A 16,480-nucleotide genomic window follows, 5' to 3' on the forward strand; every position below is an offset into this window, starting at 1 on the left:
TGGCATGAGATGGGCCGGTCAGCAAATCGACGTCGAGACTCCGGGGACCTTGCCGGGGCTCGGGTTGATCGCGGGGCTGGTCCGGTCGGTGACGACGCCGGAGTTCCAGGGGATCACGTTCCATGAGGTAGTTGCGCGGTCCGCGCTGAACTCGGTGCCTGGCACGGGTCTGCCGTTCAACTGGACGGTCAATCCGTATCGCGGGTGCACGCACGCCTGCAGGTATTGCTTCGCTCGACCGACCCACAAGTACCTGGAGCTCGACACCGGCCAGGACTTCGACCGCCAGATCGTGGTGAAGACCAACGTTGCCGACGTACTGCGACGTGAGCTGGCCCGCCCGTCCTGGAACCACGAGCAAGTTGCCCTGGGCACCAATACTGATCCCTACCAGCGTGCTGAGGGTCGCTACCGCCTGATGCCCGGCATCATCGAAGCCCTCGCGGCGTCCGGCACACCCCTGTCGGTGTTGACCAAGGGCACCTTGCTCCGGCGAGACCTGGGGCTGTTGTCTGCAGCGGCCGGCGAAGTGCGGGTCGGCATCGGCATCTCATTGGCGTTAGGCGACGAAGAGCTACGCCGCCGCCTCGAGCCCGGCGTACCGTCGGTTCGCGGGCGCCTGGATCTCATCCGCGCCATCCGCGAGGCGGGCCTCCCGTGCGGTGTCATGGTCGCGCCCGTCCTGCCCTGGCTGACGGACTCCGCCGACCACCTGGACCATCTCTTCGCCCAACTGGCCGAAGCGGGGGCGACCGGTGTGACCACGCTCATCCTCCACCTACGCCCCGGCGTCAAAGACTGGTTCATGAGCTGGCTCGCCCACGACCACCCCGACCTGGTCTCCCGCTACGAATCCCTCTACGCCCACGGCTCCTACGCCAGCCCCAGCTACCGCAAAGCCTTCGAGGACAAGGCCCGTCCCCTCCTCGACAAACACGGCTTCGGCCGAGGCTCCTCCCACCGCTCCAAACCCATCAACGGCATGAATCCCACCGGCGTCGTCGACGGCGCAGAATCCGGCTGGGGCGACCCCGACCCCACCACCACCCGCTTCCGCCCCCCACCCCGCCGCCAACCACCGCCAGAAGTCCCGGATCAACAACCTCTCTTCTGACGCCGGCTGCCGCTTATCGCTGAGGTGTTGATGGAGCGATCGTCAGATTCGCGCTCAGCGTCTGTGCGTAACGCTTGCCACGTTGCTCGTAGATGAACCTGACGCCATCGGACTTGAGCGGCCGCCGGCTGGTGGTGACCCGCAGATGCAAGTAGACGATCTTGTCATCCGGCAACGTCTGTCCCGGGAGGAGCGTGAAGCCCTCGACCGCCGTTGACGGCTTCGTCGACGGATCATCGTTGGCTGAGCCACCGCTGCTGTCCCACGACATCGGAATGCCGGCGATGAACGCCTCTTTGTCGAAGAGTCTGGCTCCGACAAAGCTCAGACCGTCGGGCAAGGTTCCGGGCTCGACGTCCTCCAGCATCAACTTCTCCGACGACTGATTGGTGATGGCCGGCGCGAAGTACCAGACGTCATCGTTGATCCGCGCGGTGTGAATGCCGATCTCGTATGAACCGTCCGCCTTGCCGAAAGCATCGCCCTCGTTGACGCGCTCCGGATCGTCAGACCCCCGAAGCGCAAGGCCGACCCCCACGCAGCCCACCACCACGACGATGGCGACAGCTCTCCTTCTCACCGGTCGCCCCTCCCCACCACCTAACCTGATACGTCCACCGTATGGGGGAGGGGGTGAGCGTGTTGCCTGTGCGGGAAGTCGAAGTCCCGGGGGATCAAGCACTGACGCTGGCTACTGCGTTGTTGCAGCGCGTCCGACTATCCGAGGCTGAGGCTGGTGTGTGGGAGGCGGCCGATGTGCAGTGGTGGTCGCGGAAGGCGCGTCGCTCGGACGTTGTCGACCAACTGTTCTGGGTCGATGATGACGGGCCGGTGGCCGGGATTCTGTTGACGAGTTGGGCCGACGATGTCTGGCAGTGTGACCCGATCATCGTCCCGGGGGCGACGAGCCCTTCTCTGAATGAGGTTTGGGCAGGCGCGGTGGCGCAGGTCCGGCGTCACGCGGCGGGTTCGTTCGAGGTTCCTGTGCGTGATGACGATCGCGAGCTGCGCGAACTGGTTGACGGAGCTGGGCTCGTTGCCGGTGAGCGATCAAGCATTGCCTGGATGGATGCCATCGACCGGCCGCGGATCGACACGCCTCCCGAGGGCTTTGTCCTCGTCGACCGCACGCAACGACCGGGCACTCGGCACCCGATGCGCCACCGGAACGGCGACCAGGTTGGCGAGCGCCTTCGGCGATGTTCTTTGTACGACCCAGCGCTCGACCTCGCCATCGAGACGCTCGACGGCCGAGCCGTCGCGTACTCGCTCTACTGGTTCGACCCGGTGACCAAGGTTGGTCTCGTCGAGCCGGTAAGAGTCGAAGACGAATACCACCGCCGAGGCCTAGCCCGAGCCATGCTCACCACAGGCATCGACCGCCTAGCAGCCAACGGCGCCCGCCACCTCAAAATCGGCTTCGAATCCCCACCAGCCGCCGCGCTCTACCAATCCATCGGCTTCCACCCTGCTACACGCGTGACCTTCTACGGAGGACACGTAGATAGCCTCTGACAGATGGGCAAGTAGCCGACGAGGACCTCGCAGGCGAATAGACACGACAGCACCAGCCCCGCCTGACCACGACGGCACCCACCAGTCGCCGCAGTCGCCGCAGCCGATGGCGCGGATGCTGCGGATGACGCCGACGCCGATGGCGCAGACGCGGTCGATCCGCGGCGGCGGCTCACGTCCTGGTGGGCGGGGGCGACTGCGCGGGCCTCGCGTGCCCTCGCGGTCGTGCGGTTCGCGGGTACACGTGTCGGTCGACCGCGCGATAAGCGCGCACGTCCGGCGATAGCCGGAAGGGGATGTTCCGGCGATAGCCGGAGGGTGGGTGGGGTGACGGCGTAGCACGGCGACGAAGGAGCCGCGCGTAGTCCGGAGCGTGGGATGACCGCAGTACTTAGGGGAGGGTGAGGATTTGGGGGCCTTCGGGGGTTATGGCGACGGTGTGTTCGGCGTGGGCGCCTCGGGTGGTGTCGGCGGAGCGGAGGGTCCAGCCGTCTTGGTCGATGACGTACGTCGAGCCGGGGCCGGACCAGAACCAGGGTTCGATGGCGAAGACGTGGCCGGCGCGGAGTTTGAGGCCTCGGCCGGGGCGGCCGCCGTTGGCGATGTGGGGGTCTTCGTGCATGCGGCGGCCGACGCCGTGGCCGCCGAAGTCGAGGTTGGTGCCGACGTTGTCGCGCTTGCCGATGCGTCCGATCGCGGCGCTGATGTCGCCGATGCGGTTGCCTTCGACGGCGGCCGCGATGCCGGCCGCAAGTGCTTCCTCGGTGGTCGCGATCAGCTCGAGGTCCTCGGCTCGCGGCGTACCGACGCAGAAGCTGGTCGCTGCATCCGCGCACCATCCGTCGACCGACGCACCGCAGTCGACGTTGAGGAGGTCCCCATCCTCTAGGCGAAGGTCACTCGGCAACCCGTGCAGTACGGCGTCATTCACCGAGGTGCAGATCACCCCGCTGAACGGCGACGTCGCAAACCCCGGCTGGTACCCCTCGAAAAGCGACACCGCCCCGGCGGAACGCAGTACGTCGCGGGCCACCTCGTCGAGCTCGCGGAGCGAGACCCCGGCTGCGGCCTGCTTCTTCACCGCGGCCAGCGCAGTACCGACGACCCGTCCGGCCTCGCGCATCTGCTCGATCTCCGCTGGCATCTTCAACTCGACCATCGTGTGCTTCCTCGTTCGCGACTCGACTTCACCGGATAACTATACCGGTACTATTATCACACTCATGGTCCGACCACCTCTGTCCACCTGGGACCGCGAACGCGGTCGTCAGCTCGGCCGTCTGCTCCGCGAGGCGCGCGGCGAGCGCAGCATGGTCGAGGTGGCTGCGGCGTGCGGCGTCTCGGTCGACACGCTGCGCAAGATCGAGACCGGCCGGATCCCGACGCCGGCCCTGTTCACGGTGGCTGCCGTCGCCGCCACGCTCGAGATCTCCCTCGACGACCTGGTCGACGCCTGCCAGGACAGCCGGCCGGAAGGGAAGGCCGGCAGTACGAACCTGATCGCGTAGGACACGATCAGATCTCCGTCCCAACCAAATCCTTGGGTGCCGCGTCTTCATCGGCAACAAGGGGGTGGGGATGGCAGTACGACGACGTGCGGTGCTCGGGGGCATGCTGGCCGGCGCCGCGGCGCTGGCGACGACCGGTTGCATCGCGGACACCTACGCGGATACGACCAGCGATCACGGCACGAAGAGCACCACGACCGCGAACCCGAAACAGGGCGACCAGCCCGATCGGATCACGGTTGTCGCGACTGGCGACGTTCTGCTTCACGAACGCCTGTGGACGACGGCGAAGCGTGACGGCAAGGGCGGGGACTGGGACTTCGCGCCGCTGATGAGCAGCGTGAAACCCCTTGTGCAGAAGGCGGATCTCGCTATCGCGCACCTGGAGACCCCGCTCGCACCTGCCGGTGGTCCGTACCACGGCTACCCGCTCTTCCAAGGGCCTCCGCAGATCGCGAGCGCGCTGAAGCAGACCGGGTACGACCTGTGCACGACGGCCAGCAACCACAGCTTCGACGGCGGTGCGAACGGTGTCGACCGGACGCTCAACACCTTGGAGAAGGTGGGTTTGAAGCACGCGGGTACGGCGCGGTCGCGGGCCGAGGCTGAACAGACGACGATCGTTGACGTCGGTGGGGTGAAGATCGCTTCGTTGAGTTTCACGTTCGGGTTCAACGGGTTGCCGTATCCGAACGGGCAGACCTGGCGTGCGGGCAAGATCGATGCGAAGACGATCGCTCGGAAGGCCCAGGAGGCTAAGGATCGTGGGGCTGATCTCGTGTTGGTCAGCTGCCACTGGGGTACGGAGTACTCGAGCAAGCTGAATGACCAGCAGCGGGAGGTCGCGCCGGAACTGCTTGCTGATAGCAACATTGATCTGGTGATCGGTCACCACGCGCATGTCGTGCAGCCGATGGAGCAGATCAACGGGAAGTGGGTCGCGTACGGGCTGGGCAATCTGGTCGCCGCGCATCGCGAGCCCGAGAGCACGAAGGCCGAGGGGCTGCTGGTCCGCTTCACGTTCAAGCGGGATGGCGATCGGTGGTCGACCGAGCAGGCTGAGTTCGCGCCGCTGTTGATGACTGATGTGCTGCCGGTGCGGCTTCTCGACGTACGGCGGGAGCTTGCGAAGGGCACGTCGGTGGCGAAGCGGAGCCGGCTCGAGTTGGCGGAGCGGCGTACGACGGAGACGGTTCTGTCGCTCGGGGCGGCGCCGAAAATGCTTTGAGCTGTTGGGGTTCGACGATCTAGGGTCCGTTGCATGATTACGTACTTCGTGATGGTCCGTCGTGCCCGGCTCCGGGCAGGCGAGGGGTGCCTGGGGATGGCATCCGCTCGATAGTCGTTGGGCCCAACGGGTTGTGGACGCGGCCGGGGTCAAACCCGGTGAGCTCGTCCTCGACGTCGGGGCCGGACTCGGTGCGCTGACTGCACCGCTGGTCCGGGCCGGTGCCCGGGTGGTCGCCGTCGAACTCCATCCTGGTCGTGCCGATCGGTTACGTCGGCGGTTTGCTGATGCGCCGGTGACGGTGGTTCGTGCTGATGCCGGTGATCTTCGGTTGCCGTCGCGGCCGTTCCGGGTGGTGTCTAGTCCGCCGTACAACGTCTCTACGTTGTTGCTGAAGCGGTTGTTGGCGCCGGGATCGCGGTTGGTGTCGGCTGATCTGGTGCTTCAGCGGCAGGTGGCGAACCGGTGGGCGCGCGGCGAGGCGCCCGGTGCTAATCGGTGGTTCCGGTACTACGACCCGTCTATTGGGCTTCGGCTTCCCCGCAAGGCGTTTACCCCGCCTCCACATGTGGATTCAGCAGTACTCCTACTACGCAAACGCTAAAAGACCCCCGCCAGCCTGGCGGGGGTCTTTCAGCATCAGCCGTGCCAGGAGTTCCAGAGGGCGGCGTAGGAGCCTTGGCGGGCTACTAGGTCTTCGTGGCTGCCTAGTTCTGTGATTTGGCCGTCTTCTACTACTGCTACTCGGTCGGCGTCGTGGGCGGTGTAGAGGCGGTGGGCGATGGCTATTACTGTCCGGCCCTCTAGTACTGCGGCTAGGGAGCGTTCCATGTGGCGGGCGGCTCGGGGATCGATCAGGGAGGTTGCTTCGTCTAGGACGAGCGTGTGGGGGTCGGCTAGGACCAGGCGGGCTAGTGCCAACTGCTGCGCCTGCGCAGGTGTTAGTGCTAGCTGGCCGGAGCCGACTCGGGTGTCCAGGCCGTCGGGTAGCGCCTGCGCCCACTCGCGGGCGTCGACTGCTTCCAGCGCCTCCAGCAGTTCGGCGTCGGACGCTGACGGTCGCGCCATCGACAGGTTGTCTCGCAGTGTGCCGACGAAGACGTGGTGTTCCTGGGTCACGAGCGCGACCTGCTTGCGGAGCTCGTCCAGCGGCAGCTCCGTCATGCCGACACCGCCGACCGTCACCGAACCGGTCCGTGGCGGGTGGATACCCGCGACCAACCGCCCCAGCGTCGACTTGCCGGCACCCGACGGCCCGACCATCGCGATCCGCTCACCCGGCTGGATGGTCAGATCCACACCGTGCAGTACGTCGCGACCCTCGACGTACGAGAACCGCACATCGCGCGCCTCAACCAGCTCCGACGAAGGCTTCTGCCCCGACGGCGTCCGGTCGTCCGGTACGTCGCTGATCCCCAGCAGCCGCGCGAACGCCGCACCACCGGACTGCAGCTCGTCCAACCACGACAGCAACCGGTCAACCGGATCGATCAGCTGGTTCACATACAAGACAGCAGCCGTCACCGCACCGAGCGAGACATGACCGTTGAGGTGCAGCCACCCACCGAACAGCAGCGTCCCCACGACCGGCACCAGATAGCCCAACTCGGCCACCGGGAAGTACACAGTCCGCAGAAACAACGTGTAGCGCTCGGCCAGATATGACCCGCGGATATCCACATCCCCGCGCCGAACCCGATCGTCGTACCGCCGCAACGCCTCGACAGTCCGAGCACCCTCGACAGTCTCAGCCAGCGAGCTCGTCATCTGCGCGTACGCCGCGTTCTCCCGCAGGTACCCGTCCTTCGCGCGACGCAGATACCACTTCGTGCTCAGCCACAGCAGCGGGACCATCGCGACCAGCGGCACCAGCACCCAGACCCCGACCAGCACGGTCGCGACAGCCGTGAAGATCACGGTGACGAACGCGATGATCGTCTCCGGTACGGCGAACCGCACCGTCCGCGACAACGTGTCGACGTCCCGCGACGTCCGCGACAGCAGATCGCCGGTGCCGGCCCGCTCGACCGTCCCGATCGGCAGCGCCAACGCGTTGTCCACGAACTCTTCACGCAGCTCCGCCAGCACCTGCTCGCCCAGCGCGAACGACCGGTACCGCGCCCAGCGCGTCAGCAACGACTGCGCGACGATGAAGACCGCGATCACCACGATGACCTCGTTGACCTTCGCGGCGGTCGTGCCGTTCTGCACGTCCTCCACCAGGTCACCGATCAGCCGCGGCGCCGCCAGCCCGGACACCGCCGCCAGCACGTGCAGCAGCAGCGCGATCAACAGGTTGCGCGGGTGCCGCCGCGCCAGCCGGCGCGCATGCTGCCGAATCTCGACCGGCCCGGCGACGGGCAGGATCTGCCTCATCGGAGGGCCTCCTCTTCTTCGGTCTGGCGGGTGACGGTCCGGCGGTACTGCGGCTCGCTCTCGAGCAGCTCGCGGTGCTTGCCGGTGGCAACCACTCGGCCGGCGGCAACGAAGATGACCTCGTCGACGCGGTCGAGCAGGAGCGGGCTCGCGGTCAGTACGACGGTGCTCCGGCCGGCTCGGTGGTCGCGCAACCGCTCCGCGATCCGCGCCTCGGTGTGCGCGTCCACGGCGGAGGTCGGCTCGACCAGCACCAGCACGGACGGGTCCGCGAGCAGCGCCCGCACGAGCACCAGCCGCTGGCGCTGACCGCCCGAGAACGAGCGGCCCTTCTCCTCGACCTCGGAGTCGAGCCCGTCCGGCAGCGCGACCAGCACGTCCTCCGCGGACGCCGTACGCATCGCTGCCATCAGTTCGTCATCGGTACGACGGCCGTCCGGGTCGAGCTCGGTCCGCAGTACGCCGGTGAACATCTGCGAGCCGGTGTCGCTCACCAGGATCCGCTCCCGGACATCCGCTCGGGTAGCGCTGGCCAGCGTCACGCCGCCGTACCTGACCTCGCTCGATTCGTCGTACCGCCCCAGGCGGTCCGCGAGCTCGGCGTAGCTGTCCGGCTCGGCGGAGACGACCGCGGTGAGCAGTCCGTCGCGCGCCCGTACGCCGGAGACCGGATCGACCAGGTCGCCGTGGTCCGGCAGCTGCAGCGGCGCAGCGGGATCGGTAATGTCGGGCTCCAGCTTCAGCACGCGGATCACTCGGCCCGCCGCGACCAGCCCACGCATCAGCTGGTTGGCGAAGTCGGTCGCCGTCCGCAGCGGCAGCACCAGGAACGTCGCATACCCGTAGAACGCGACCAGCGACCCGGCGCTCAGATCGCCACGGAGCGCGAAGTGCGCACCCAGGCCGACCACGAGCACGACGAAGATCCCGGGCAGCAGCACCTGGGCCGCGTCCAGCATCGACTGGATGCCGGCGACGCGCACACCCGCCTTCCGCACCTCCTGCGACTCACTCCGGTACCGCCGGGAGAACGACTCCTCACCGCCGATACCGCGCAGCACCCGCAGCCCGGCCACGATGTCCGAACCCAGCGAGTTCAGCTCGCCGACCGCCTCACGCTGCGCGGACTGCCGCCGGTGCAGCGGTCGCAGCATCGGCCCGAGGCAGAAGAGCATGATCGGTACGCCGATGAGCACCACCAGGCCGAGCACGGTCGAGGACGAGAGCAGGATCGCCGCGACCACGACGAACGCGACGATCGCGCCCGCGAACCGGGCCGAGACCTCCATCAGGTTCCCGATGTAGGAGAGGTCGCCGGCGCCGACGCTGACCACCTCTCCGGTCGCCAGATGCTTCGGCAGCGTCGCCCCGAGGTGGGCCGACTTCCGCGTCACGACCTGGACCGTCCGGTACGCCGCCATCAGCCAGTTGGTCACCGCGAACCGGTGCCGCATGATGCCGGCCAGCGCCTGCACCACGCCGACCGCGAACAGCAGCGCGGTCCACTGCAGCAGCCGCTCGCCGTCCTTCGCCGCGATGCCCTCGTCGATCGCCCGCCCGAGGATCGCCGGGATGAACGCCTGCGCTCCCATCCAGACAATGCCGAAGGCCATCCCGCCCGCGAGCGTGCGGGCCTGACCGCCGGCCACCCACCACAGATAGCGGGCCGGCGAGCGGTGATTCGGGACGCCGGGATCGGCGAGGGGCAGTTGTCTCATGGCCCCCTCAGGCTAGGTCTCCGCTCCGACAGTTTGCATGCGAATTAATCGCGTCTGTGGACAGCCCCGAACCGCACCATCGTGACGGTCGGTAGACCTTCACCTTGCGTTGGGCAACGGGTTCCCGCTGGGCAATGTCCGGCCCCTGTCCTGGATCCATGTTGGTGATCGCGCATCGGGGAGCGAGTGGCTACCGCCCGGAACACACGCCGGCGGCCTATCGGCTGGCCGCGGCACAGGGCGCCGACTACCTGGAACCGGACCTGGTCGCGACCCTCGACGGCGTGCTGGTCTGCCGGCACGAGAACGAGATCTCGAGTACGACGGACGTCGCCGAGCACCCGGTCTTCGCCGACCGGAAGATCACCAAGATCGTTGACGGGACAGCAGTCACCGGCTGGTTCGTCGAGGATTTCACGCTCGCCGAGCTGCGCACGCTCCGTGCCCGGGAACGGATGCCCGCGCTCCGGGCGAACAACACGGCGTACGACGGGTTGGAGGCGATCCCGACCTTCGACGAGGTGGTCGGACTGGCGCGGCGGGAGTCCGCGCGGCTCGGTCACCCGATCGGGGTGATCCCGGAGATCAAGCACCCGGCGTACTTCCGGCGGCTCGGACTGCCACTGGAGGAGCTGCTGACCGAGCGGATCCTGGCGCTCGGACTGCGCGAGGACGAGATCATGGTGCAGTCGTTCGAGCCGACGAGCCTGCGACGGCTCTCGGTGATGACACGGGTGCCGCTGGTCCAGCTGATTGACTCGGAGAGTGCGCCGAACGACTTCCTGCGGACCGGTGACGGTCGCACGTACGCCGACCTGATCGAGCCGGCCGGGCTACGGGAGATCGCGACGTACGCGCAGGTGCTGGCGCCGCACAAGGACCTGGTCATTCCACGTACTGCGGACGGTTGTCTGGGGGAGCCGACCCGGCTGGTCGAGCAGGCCCACCGGCTCGGTCTGGCTGTACAGGTCTGGACGTTCCGTGCGGAGCGTCGCTTCCTGCCCACTGCTACTGACTACCCGACAGAGTTGAAGCGATTCGCCGCTCTGGGTCTGCAGGGCGTCTTCGCCGACCACCCGGACCAGGCGCTGGCGGCACTGCGCAGGCCGGCTCTCAAGGTCTAGACAGTCGACGGCGGGGTGACCGCCGCTGCGGTCACCCCGCCCGAGTGACTGGGGCTGCGCCCGCTACAGGCGCAGGCGGTGTCACGCCGCCGGGGGCTTGTTGTTGGTGGTGGTGTCGTCGTAGATGCGGGAGGCGATGTCGTTCTCGGTCGAGTCCTGGTTCTGGTTGACCGACTGCTGAACGTTCTGCCACACGGCCTTGCCGTCGGACTCCGGGATCACGATCCACGCGACCGCGTAGCCGATCATCGCGGCGCCGCCGGTGATGAGGGTGAGGCCCACCCAGCCGAGGCGGACCAGGGTCACGTCGACGTTGAGGTACTCGGCGATGCCGCCGGAGACGCCGGAGAGCATCCGCTGGTTCGAGGAGCGACGGAGGACCTTGCCGGACAGGTTCTGGAACGGTGCGTTGGAGTTCGTCATGGCTCTACTGTCCCGTTTCCGTGCTGTTCACGGCATCCGGATCGGTACCGACCGACCCCTGATCCACCCCTGACGACTTTCGTGACAAGACACTTGCCCAGCGCTGAGACTTAAGGGGTGGAGCCTCGCCCCGATGCGACCCGAGGCCGTGGCGTGCTGGCATCAGCAGCCGCCGCGATCACGGTGCTGGCCGTCATCGGCGTCACCAATGCGCTGAGCTCCAACGGCGGCGGAACACTGATCATCACCCCTGACCCGCCCCCGGGACCGGTAGCGATGCGAATGGTCGGCTACGGGCACGCGGCGATCGCCGTACCGAAGGTGTGGGGTACGAACGCCTCTCGCTGCGGCATCCCGCACCGCGACACAGTGCTGATCGACGACCCTGCTGCAGCGTCGTACTGCGACCTGCCGCGCCCGCCGGACGTCGACAGCGTGGAGCTCGGTACTGATCCGCCCAGCGGCTTCCAGGTCGACGAGGTTTTCCTCGTGAACGGAGTGCGCGCCGAGCGCCGGAAGACCACGTGTGCGAGTGACGACGTGTGTTGGGGTGCGGTGGGTCTCCCGTCGTTGCACGTGTGGTTCCGGGCGTCCTCGTCCACCGATGCATCGGTGGTGGACGAGATCCTCTCGCGGATCGAGATCCTGCCCGACCGGGTCGGTGTGCCGAGCTCCCGGACGACGGACGGCCGCGACAGTACGGCGTACGCGAAGAGTCTGCGCGAGCTGGGGCTCAGGACTGAGATCAGCACCAGGACGTCGACCGTCTACAAGCCCGGCCGCCTCGTCAGCGTCTCGCCGTCGCCCGGGACCCTCCTGAGCCCGGGTGAGACTGTCACGCTGACGGTCATCAAGTAGGGGGAACCAGCGCGGGCCGTCACCCTGTCTGTACGGGTGAGGAGGGGTATGGACGACTTCAGCGAGTACGTGACCGCGCGCTGGCCCACGCTGGTCCGTGCGGCGGTTCTGCTCGGCTGCAACCCGCCTGAAGCCGAAGACCTCGTCCAGACCACGCTGGAACGCTGCCTGGTCAAGTGGAGCCGCGTCCGCGCCGCCGACGACCGGGACGCGTACGTGCACCGGGTGTTGATCAACTGCTTCCGCTCGTCCAGACGGCGCCGGTGGCACGGAGAGCGGCCGTCAGCGGTACTGCCTGAGTACGCCGACGTCGATCCGACCGCCGGCATCGACGAAACGGACGCAGTGATGCGAGCGCTCGACGGACTGCCCGACGACCAGCGCACAGCCGTCGTACTGCGTTACTACGCGCACCTCAACGAACAGCAGATGGCCTCTGTCCTCGGCGTCGCCGCCGGCACGGTCAAGAGCCGCCTGTCCCGTGCAGTGAAGGCCCTCGCACAGGACCCACACCTGTCAGAACTGCGAGACCCCCGATGAACCTCACAGACCTCTTAGAACGCACTGCCGAGCAAACCCCGGTCGGCCCACCCCCACTGGACACCCTGTACTCCGGAGCAGCCCGCCGGCGCCACCGCCGTACTGCGGGACTGGTCGCCGCGGTTGCTGTAGTGGCTGTGATCGGTGGATCGACCCTGCTGACCTCGCGTGGACCAATCGCCCCCGTCACATCACCAACCCCGGCGCCGGCACCGCCCGCGATGAGAATGGTCGGTTTCGGCCACGCTGCGATCGCCGTCCCGGCGGACTGGCCGACCAACAAGAGCCAATGCGGTACGCCGAAGCAGGACACCCTGCTGATCGACGACCCGAGCGCAGCGCTCTTCTGCGGGGCGTTCCGTCCGGCAGGGGTCGAGAGTGTGGAGCTGTACTACGGCCGGCCACGGGTCGATTTCCGTGCTGATGAGAAGTTCCAGATCGGGGGAGTTCCCGCCGAGCGGCAGCGGACGACCTGCTCGGTCTCCAACTACCCGAAGGCCAACACCACGACCTGTGGCAGCACGGTCAGCATCCCGTCCCTCAAGGTGTGGTTCCGCGCCGACTCGTCCACGAGTGCTGCGGAGGTCGATCGCATGCTTGCCCGGATCGCGATCGTGCCGGACCGGACCGGCGTGCCGAGCTTCCAGTCCCTCCGGGTCGACCTCAACGGGCCGACGGGGTCCGCGTACGCCGCTGTGCTCCGGCAGGTCGGGCTGAAGTCCCAGATCTACACGCTCAGGTCGCCGAACTATCCCCCCGGGGAGGTGCTGAAGGTGTCACCGGCTCCCGGGACGATGCTGAAGCCGGGTGCAACCGTGGCAGTGGTCGTCACCAGCTGACGGAACTGTCGGTGGGGGTGCCTAGCGTTGGGGTATGGATGCGCAGGCGGTGGTGAAGGTGATGGCGGGGTTGCCGGGCGCCGAGGAACACGAGGGGTGGGCGGGGCAGCCGGTGTTCAAGGTTCGGAACAAGAGCTTTGCGTACATGTCCGAGGACCAGAGCCGCCTCCACCTGAAGGCGCTCCGGGAGGAGCAGGAGGCGCTCGTTGCCGAGGATCCTGAGGTCTACGCACCGTCCTGGGACGGCGGTCGGTTCGCGTGGGTGCTGATCCAGCTGGAGCTGGCCGACGAGGAGGAGCTCGGGGAGCTGATCACCGAGGCGTGGCGGCTGACCGCGCCGAAGTACCTCATTGCACAGCTGACCTGACCAGGACCCACTGCGGGCTGGTGCGGCTGACCTCGGTGAAGCCGGCGCTCAGGTAGACGGACAGCGGGCCGCGGTACAGGTCGGCGGACGAGATCCGGCCTGTTGCGGTGGTGTCGACCGCGCAGGCCTCGACGGTGGAGGCGCCGTACGAGCGGGCCAGGTCCACAGCGCCGTACAACAGCTCCGCGGCGACGCCCTGGCGGCGATGGCCGACCGGTACGACGAAACAGGTGATCACCCAGGCATCCGGGTGGTCCGTGCGCCAGTTGGGCGACGCGACGACGCGCGGGTACGCCGTACGTGGGGCAACGGCACACCAGCCGATCGGCGTGCTCCCGTCGTACGCGAGGACTCCGGGCGGCTGCTCAGAGGTGCAGACCTGCTGTTTGAGACCCTCGCGGTTGTCAGCGGGGCTGCTGTCGGACCAGGCCTTGCCGCGGAGGCGGAAGTACTGGCAGAAACAGCGGGACGGGTCGCCGCGCTCGCCCATCACGGCAGCCACGTCTGGCCAGGTGTCCGGACCGGCCGGGCGCAGGTTCAGCATGGGCTCACCGTAGCGTCACTGTGACCGGATGCGTCCGGTGCGGGACCGGGAGGAGCCTGTTGCCGGACTGGGCCGGGCTGCCAGATTGTGACCATGCCGAACGAACCTCAAGCAGTCCTGCTCGATGACGCCGAAACCAGCCCGGTCGCGCCGGGTATCGTCCGCCGCGCTCTGCCGTCCAGCGGGCAGGTGCTGGTCCGCGCCTTCGACCTCGAGGCCGGGATCACCTGGCCGGAGGTCGATGTCCACGACCGGGACGAGTTGATCTACGTCGCGTCGGGCGAGCTGCTCGACCACGGCCGGTCCTACCCGGCGGGGACGTACCTCTACTACCGGGCCGGCAGCCGGCACCAGCCGCGGACCGAGACCGGCGTACGGATCATCGTCTTCGGCCCGGCGGAGGCCCCGCTCACCGCGTGAGCGCAGGTGGTCTGGCTTGCACTCGTTTGGGTCGAGTGCTAATACTTGGTTAGCACTCCAAGGGCGAGAGTGATAAGTGCTCGTGCCCGGGGAGTGTGCAAGAAGACGGCCTCGATGAGGTGCCGGAGCGCGGCGGGACATGAGCGTCGCGGGTCGGTGCCGTCCGTCGCGGGCATCCGGGCCGGCTGGACCACAAAGACTCGACGCGGGAGGACTCGCGGAGAATGCCCAAGCTGATTGCTTTCGATGAAGAGGCGCGCCGCGGCCTCGAGCGGGGTATGAACACCCTCGCCGACGCCGTGAAGGTGACGCTCGGCCCGAAGGGCCGCAACGTCGTACTGGAGAAGAAGTGGGGCGCCCCCACGATCACCAACGACGGTGTCTCCATCGCCAAGGAGATCGAGCTCGAGGACCCGTACGAGAAGATCGGGGCCGAGCTCGTCAAGGAAGTTGCCAAGAAGACCGACGATGTCGCCGGTGACGGCACCACCACGGCCACCGTGCTGGCTCAGGCTCTCGTCCGCGAGGGTCTGCGCAACGTCGCGGCCGGCGCCAACCCGATGGGCCTGAAGAAGGGCATCGAGAAGGCGACCGAGGCCGTCAGCGAGCAGCTGCTGTCGCTCGCGAAGCCGGTCGAGACCCGCGAGCAGATCGCGGCGACCGCGTCCATCTCGGCCGCGGACACCCAGGTCGGCTCGATCATCGCCGAGGCGATGGACAAGGTCGGCAAGGAAGGCGTCATCACCGTCGAGGAGAGCAACACCTTCGGCCTCGAGCTCGAGCTCACCGAGGGTATGCGCTTCGACAAGGGCTACATCTCGCCGTACTTCGTGACCGACACCGACCGGATGGAAGCGGTTCTCGACGACCCGTACATCCTGATCGTCAACAGCAAGATCTCGAGCATCAAGGACCTGGTCCCGGTGCTGGAGAAGGTCATGCAGACCGGCAAGCCGCTGGCCATCATCGCCGAGGACATCGAGGGCGAGGCGCTGGCGACCCTGGTCGTCAACAAGATCAAGGGCACCTTCAAGGCCGTCGCCGTCAAGGCGCCGGGCTTCGGTGACCGCCGCAAGGCCATGCTGGTCGACATCGCCGTCCTCACCGGCGGCGAGGTGATCTCCGAGGAGGTCGGTCTCAAGCTGGACTCGGTCGACCTGGAGCTGCTCGGCCAGGCCCGCAAGATCGTCGTCACCAAGGACGAGACGACCATCGTCGAGGGCGAGGGTGACGCGGACCAGATCGGCGGCCGGGTCAACCAGATCCGCGCCGAGATCGAGAAGTCGGACTCCGACTACGACCGCGAGAAGCTGCAGGAGCGGCTGGCCAAGCTGGCCGGTGGCGTTGCGGTGATCAAGGTCGGCGCGGCCACCGAGGTCGAGCTGAAGGAGCGCAAGCACCGCATCGAGGACGCCGTTCGCAACGCGAAGGCGGCCGTCGAGGAGGGCATCGTCGCCGGTGGTGGCGTGGCTCTGCTGCAGGCGTCGGTGATCGCGTTCGAGAAGCTGGACCTCGAGGGTGACGAGGCCACCGGTGCCGCCATCGTGCGGTCCGCGGTCGAGGCGCCGTTGAAGCAGATCGCCGTGAACGCCGGCCTCGAGGGCGGCGTCGTGGTGGAGAAGGTTCGCAACCTCGAGCCGGGCTGGGGCCTCAACGCCGCAACCGGTGAGTACGTCGACCTGATCAAGACCGGCATCATCGACCCGGCCAAGGTGACGCGCTCCGCGCTGCAGAACGCAGCGTCGATCGCGGCCCTGTTCCTCACCACCGAGGCCGTCATCGCCGACAAGCCGGAGAAGGCAGCAGCCGCTCCGGGCGGCGCGCCCGACATGGGCGGCATGGACTTCTGACCTGAAGTCCGACAGCATACAGCACCAAAGGCGGTCCCGGGCAAAAGCCCGGGACC

The 16,480-nt window shown here is 67.6% G+C and carries 18 protein-coding genes; 12 read left to right on the plus strand and 6 right to left on the minus strand.

Annotation, left to right across the window (positions count from 1 at the left end):
• Positions 1–4 precede the first annotated feature (4 nt).
• A complete protein-coding gene (locus FDA38_RS36575) occupies positions 5–1,114 on the plus strand; it encodes an Rv2578c family radical SAM protein (protein ID WP_137258756.1) in 1,110 nt (369 codons plus the stop codon).
• Positions 1,115–1,127: 13 nt separating this feature from the next.
• Here FDA38_RS36575 and FDA38_RS36580 read toward each other — a convergent pair whose 3' ends face one another.
• Positions 1,128–1,652 (minus strand): hypothetical protein, encoded by a 525-nt coding sequence (locus FDA38_RS36580; RefSeq protein WP_137258757.1) that lies wholly within the window; start codon positions 1,650–1,652, stop codon positions 1,128–1,130.
• Positions 1,653–1,762: 110 nt separating this feature from the next.
• Here FDA38_RS36580 and FDA38_RS36585 point away from each other — a divergent pair, with 110 nt between their 5' ends.
• Positions 1,763–2,629, plus strand: a complete 867-nt coding sequence (locus tag FDA38_RS36585; protein WP_170989994.1) for a GNAT family N-acetyltransferase — start codon at positions 1,763–1,765, stop codon at positions 2,627–2,629.
• A gap of 391 nt (positions 2,630–3,020) precedes the next feature.
• On the opposite strand, the gene map is transcribed toward FDA38_RS36585, so the two are convergent.
• Positions 3,021–3,788, minus strand: coding sequence for a type I methionyl aminopeptidase (gene map, locus FDA38_RS36590; RefSeq protein ID WP_137258759.1), 768 nt, complete (start codon positions 3,786–3,788; stop codon positions 3,021–3,023).
• 64 nt (positions 3,789–3,852) lie between these two features.
• Here map and FDA38_RS36595 point away from each other — a divergent pair, with 64 nt between their 5' ends.
• The 3 genes from FDA38_RS36595 (at position 3,853) to FDA38_RS36605 (ending at position 5,969) form a co-directional block, all read left to right on the plus strand.
• A complete protein-coding gene (locus FDA38_RS36595; RefSeq protein WP_137258760.1) occupies positions 3,853–4,137 on the plus strand; it encodes a helix-turn-helix domain-containing protein in 285 nt (94 codons plus the stop codon).
• A 70-nt stretch (positions 4,138–4,207) separates the two neighbouring features.
• Positions 4,208–5,365, plus strand: coding sequence for a CapA family protein (locus FDA38_RS36600; protein ID WP_233715140.1), 1,158 nt, complete (start codon positions 4,208–4,210; stop codon positions 5,363–5,365).
• A 61-nt stretch (positions 5,366–5,426) separates the two neighbouring features.
• Positions 5,427–5,969 carry an rRNA adenine N(6)-methyltransferase family protein gene (locus FDA38_RS36605; RefSeq protein ID WP_137258761.1) on the plus strand — a complete coding sequence of 181 codons (543 nt, stop codon included), beginning with the start codon at positions 5,427–5,429 and terminating at the stop codon, positions 5,967–5,969.
• Between the two features lie 35 nt (positions 5,970–6,004).
• Here the strand turns inward: FDA38_RS36605 and FDA38_RS36610 are convergent, their stop codons facing one another.
• Positions 6,005–7,741 (minus strand): ABC transporter ATP-binding protein, encoded by a 1,737-nt coding sequence (locus FDA38_RS36610; protein ID WP_137258762.1) that lies wholly within the window; start codon positions 7,739–7,741, stop codon positions 6,005–6,007.
• Positions 7,738–9,459: an ABC transporter ATP-binding protein gene (locus FDA38_RS36615; protein WP_137258763.1), complete on the minus strand. Its 1,722-nt coding sequence runs from the start codon at positions 9,457–9,459 to the stop codon at positions 7,738–7,740. Before FDA38_RS36615 ends, FDA38_RS36610 begins: the two co-directional genes overlap by 4 nt.
• A 158-nt stretch (positions 9,460–9,617) precedes the next feature.
• Here FDA38_RS36615 and FDA38_RS36620 point away from each other — a divergent pair, with 158 nt between their 5' ends.
• Positions 9,618–10,583, plus strand: a complete 966-nt coding sequence (locus FDA38_RS36620) for a glycerophosphodiester phosphodiesterase (RefSeq protein WP_137258764.1) — start codon at positions 9,618–9,620, stop codon at positions 10,581–10,583.
• 81 nt (positions 10,584–10,664) lie between these two features.
• Here the strand turns inward: FDA38_RS36620 and FDA38_RS36625 are convergent, their stop codons facing one another.
• A complete protein-coding gene (locus tag FDA38_RS36625; RefSeq protein WP_137258765.1) occupies positions 10,665–11,006 on the minus strand; it encodes a PspC domain-containing protein in 342 nt (113 codons plus the stop codon).
• A gap of 117 nt (positions 11,007–11,123) precedes the next feature.
• Between FDA38_RS36625 and FDA38_RS36630 the strand changes: the two genes are divergently transcribed.
• The 4 genes from FDA38_RS36630 (at position 11,124) to FDA38_RS36645 (ending at position 13,610) form a co-directional block, all read left to right on the plus strand.
• Complete coding sequence (locus tag FDA38_RS36630; RefSeq protein WP_137258766.1) at positions 11,124–11,864, plus strand: PASTA domain-containing protein; 741 nt, start codon at positions 11,124–11,126, stop codon at positions 11,862–11,864.
• A 48-nt stretch (positions 11,865–11,912) separates the two neighbouring features.
• Positions 11,913–12,404, plus strand: a complete 492-nt coding sequence (locus FDA38_RS36635; RefSeq protein WP_137258767.1) for a SigE family RNA polymerase sigma factor — start codon at positions 11,913–11,915, stop codon at positions 12,402–12,404.
• Between the two features lie 221 nt (positions 12,405–12,625).
• A complete protein-coding gene (locus FDA38_RS36640) occupies positions 12,626–13,243 on the plus strand; it encodes a PASTA domain-containing protein (protein ID WP_233715142.1) in 618 nt (205 codons plus the stop codon).
• A gap of 34 nt (positions 13,244–13,277) precedes the next feature.
• On the plus strand, positions 13,278–13,610 hold the full coding sequence (locus FDA38_RS36645; protein WP_137258769.1) for an MmcQ/YjbR family DNA-binding protein: 333 nt from the start codon (positions 13,278–13,280) through the stop codon (positions 13,608–13,610).
• Here the strand turns inward: FDA38_RS36645 and FDA38_RS36650 are convergent.
• Positions 13,591–14,154 carry a GNAT family N-acetyltransferase gene (locus FDA38_RS36650; RefSeq protein WP_137258770.1) on the minus strand — a complete coding sequence of 188 codons (564 nt, stop codon included), beginning with the start codon at positions 14,152–14,154 and terminating at the stop codon, positions 13,591–13,593. The two genes, FDA38_RS36645 and FDA38_RS36650, sit on opposite strands and share 20 nt — an antisense overlap.
• A gap of 93 nt (positions 14,155–14,247) precedes the next feature.
• Here FDA38_RS36650 and FDA38_RS36655 point away from each other — a divergent pair, with 93 nt between their 5' ends.
• Together FDA38_RS36655 and groL are read left to right on the plus strand one after the other, a co-directional pair.
• The gene (locus tag FDA38_RS36655) at positions 14,248–14,574 is read left to right on the plus strand and encodes a cupin domain-containing protein (protein WP_137258771.1); all 327 of its coding nucleotides are present in this window, start codon (positions 14,248–14,250) and stop codon (positions 14,572–14,574) included.
• A gap of 224 nt (positions 14,575–14,798) precedes the next feature.
• On the plus strand, positions 14,799–16,424 hold the full coding sequence (gene groL / locus FDA38_RS36660; RefSeq protein ID WP_137258772.1) for a chaperonin GroEL: 1,626 nt from the start codon (positions 14,799–14,801) through the stop codon (positions 16,422–16,424).
• Positions 16,425–16,480: the final 56 nt, after the last annotated feature.

This window comes from Kribbella jiaozuonensis (assembly GCF_005233875.1).
Classification (GTDB): Bacteria; Actinomycetota; Actinomycetes; order Propionibacteriales; family Kribbellaceae; genus Kribbella; species Kribbella jiaozuonensis.

Excerpts from the sequence above, each read along its gene's own strand:
- FDA38_RS36650 (WP_137258770.1), bottom strand. The coding sequence starts at position 14,154 with ATGCTGAACCTGCGCCCGGCCGGTCCGGACACCTGGCCAGACGTGGCT.
- FDA38_RS36625 (WP_137258765.1), bottom strand. The coding sequence starts at position 11,006 with ATGACGAACTCCAACGCACCGTTCCAGAACCTGTCCGGCAAGGTCCTC.
- FDA38_RS36635 (WP_137258767.1), top strand. The coding sequence starts at position 11,913 with ATGGACGACTTCAGCGAGTACGTGACCGCGCGCTGGCCCACGCTGGTC.
- map (WP_137258759.1), bottom strand. The coding sequence starts at position 3,788 with ATGGTCGAGTTGAAGATGCCAGCGGAGATCGAGCAGATGCGCGAGGCC.
- FDA38_RS36615 (WP_137258763.1), bottom strand. The coding sequence starts at position 9,459 with ATGAGACAACTGCCCCTCGCCGATCCCGGCGTCCCGAATCACCGCTCG.
- FDA38_RS36575 (WP_137258756.1), top strand. The coding sequence starts at position 5 with ATGAGATGGGCCGGTCAGCAAATCGACGTCGAGACTCCGGGGACCTTG.
- FDA38_RS36640 (WP_233715142.1), top strand. The coding sequence starts at position 12,626 with ATGAGAATGGTCGGTTTCGGCCACGCTGCGATCGCCGTCCCGGCGGAC.
- FDA38_RS36600 (WP_233715140.1), top strand. The coding sequence starts at position 4,208 with ATGGCAGTACGACGACGTGCGGTGCTCGGGGGCATGCTGGCCGGCGCC.
- FDA38_RS36610 (WP_137258762.1), bottom strand. The coding sequence starts at position 7,741 with ATGAGGCAGATCCTGCCCGTCGCCGGGCCGGTCGAGATTCGGCAGCAT.
- FDA38_RS36620 (WP_137258764.1), top strand. The coding sequence starts at position 9,618 with ATGTTGGTGATCGCGCATCGGGGAGCGAGTGGCTACCGCCCGGAACAC.
- groL (WP_137258772.1), top strand. The coding sequence starts at position 14,799 with ATGCCCAAGCTGATTGCTTTCGATGAAGAGGCGCGCCGCGGCCTCGAG.
- FDA38_RS36595 (WP_137258760.1), top strand. The coding sequence starts at position 3,853 with ATGGTCCGACCACCTCTGTCCACCTGGGACCGCGAACGCGGTCGTCAG.
- FDA38_RS36655 (WP_137258771.1), top strand. The coding sequence starts at position 14,248 with ATGCCGAACGAACCTCAAGCAGTCCTGCTCGATGACGCCGAAACCAGC.
- FDA38_RS36645 (WP_137258769.1), top strand. The coding sequence starts at position 13,278 with ATGGATGCGCAGGCGGTGGTGAAGGTGATGGCGGGGTTGCCGGGCGCC.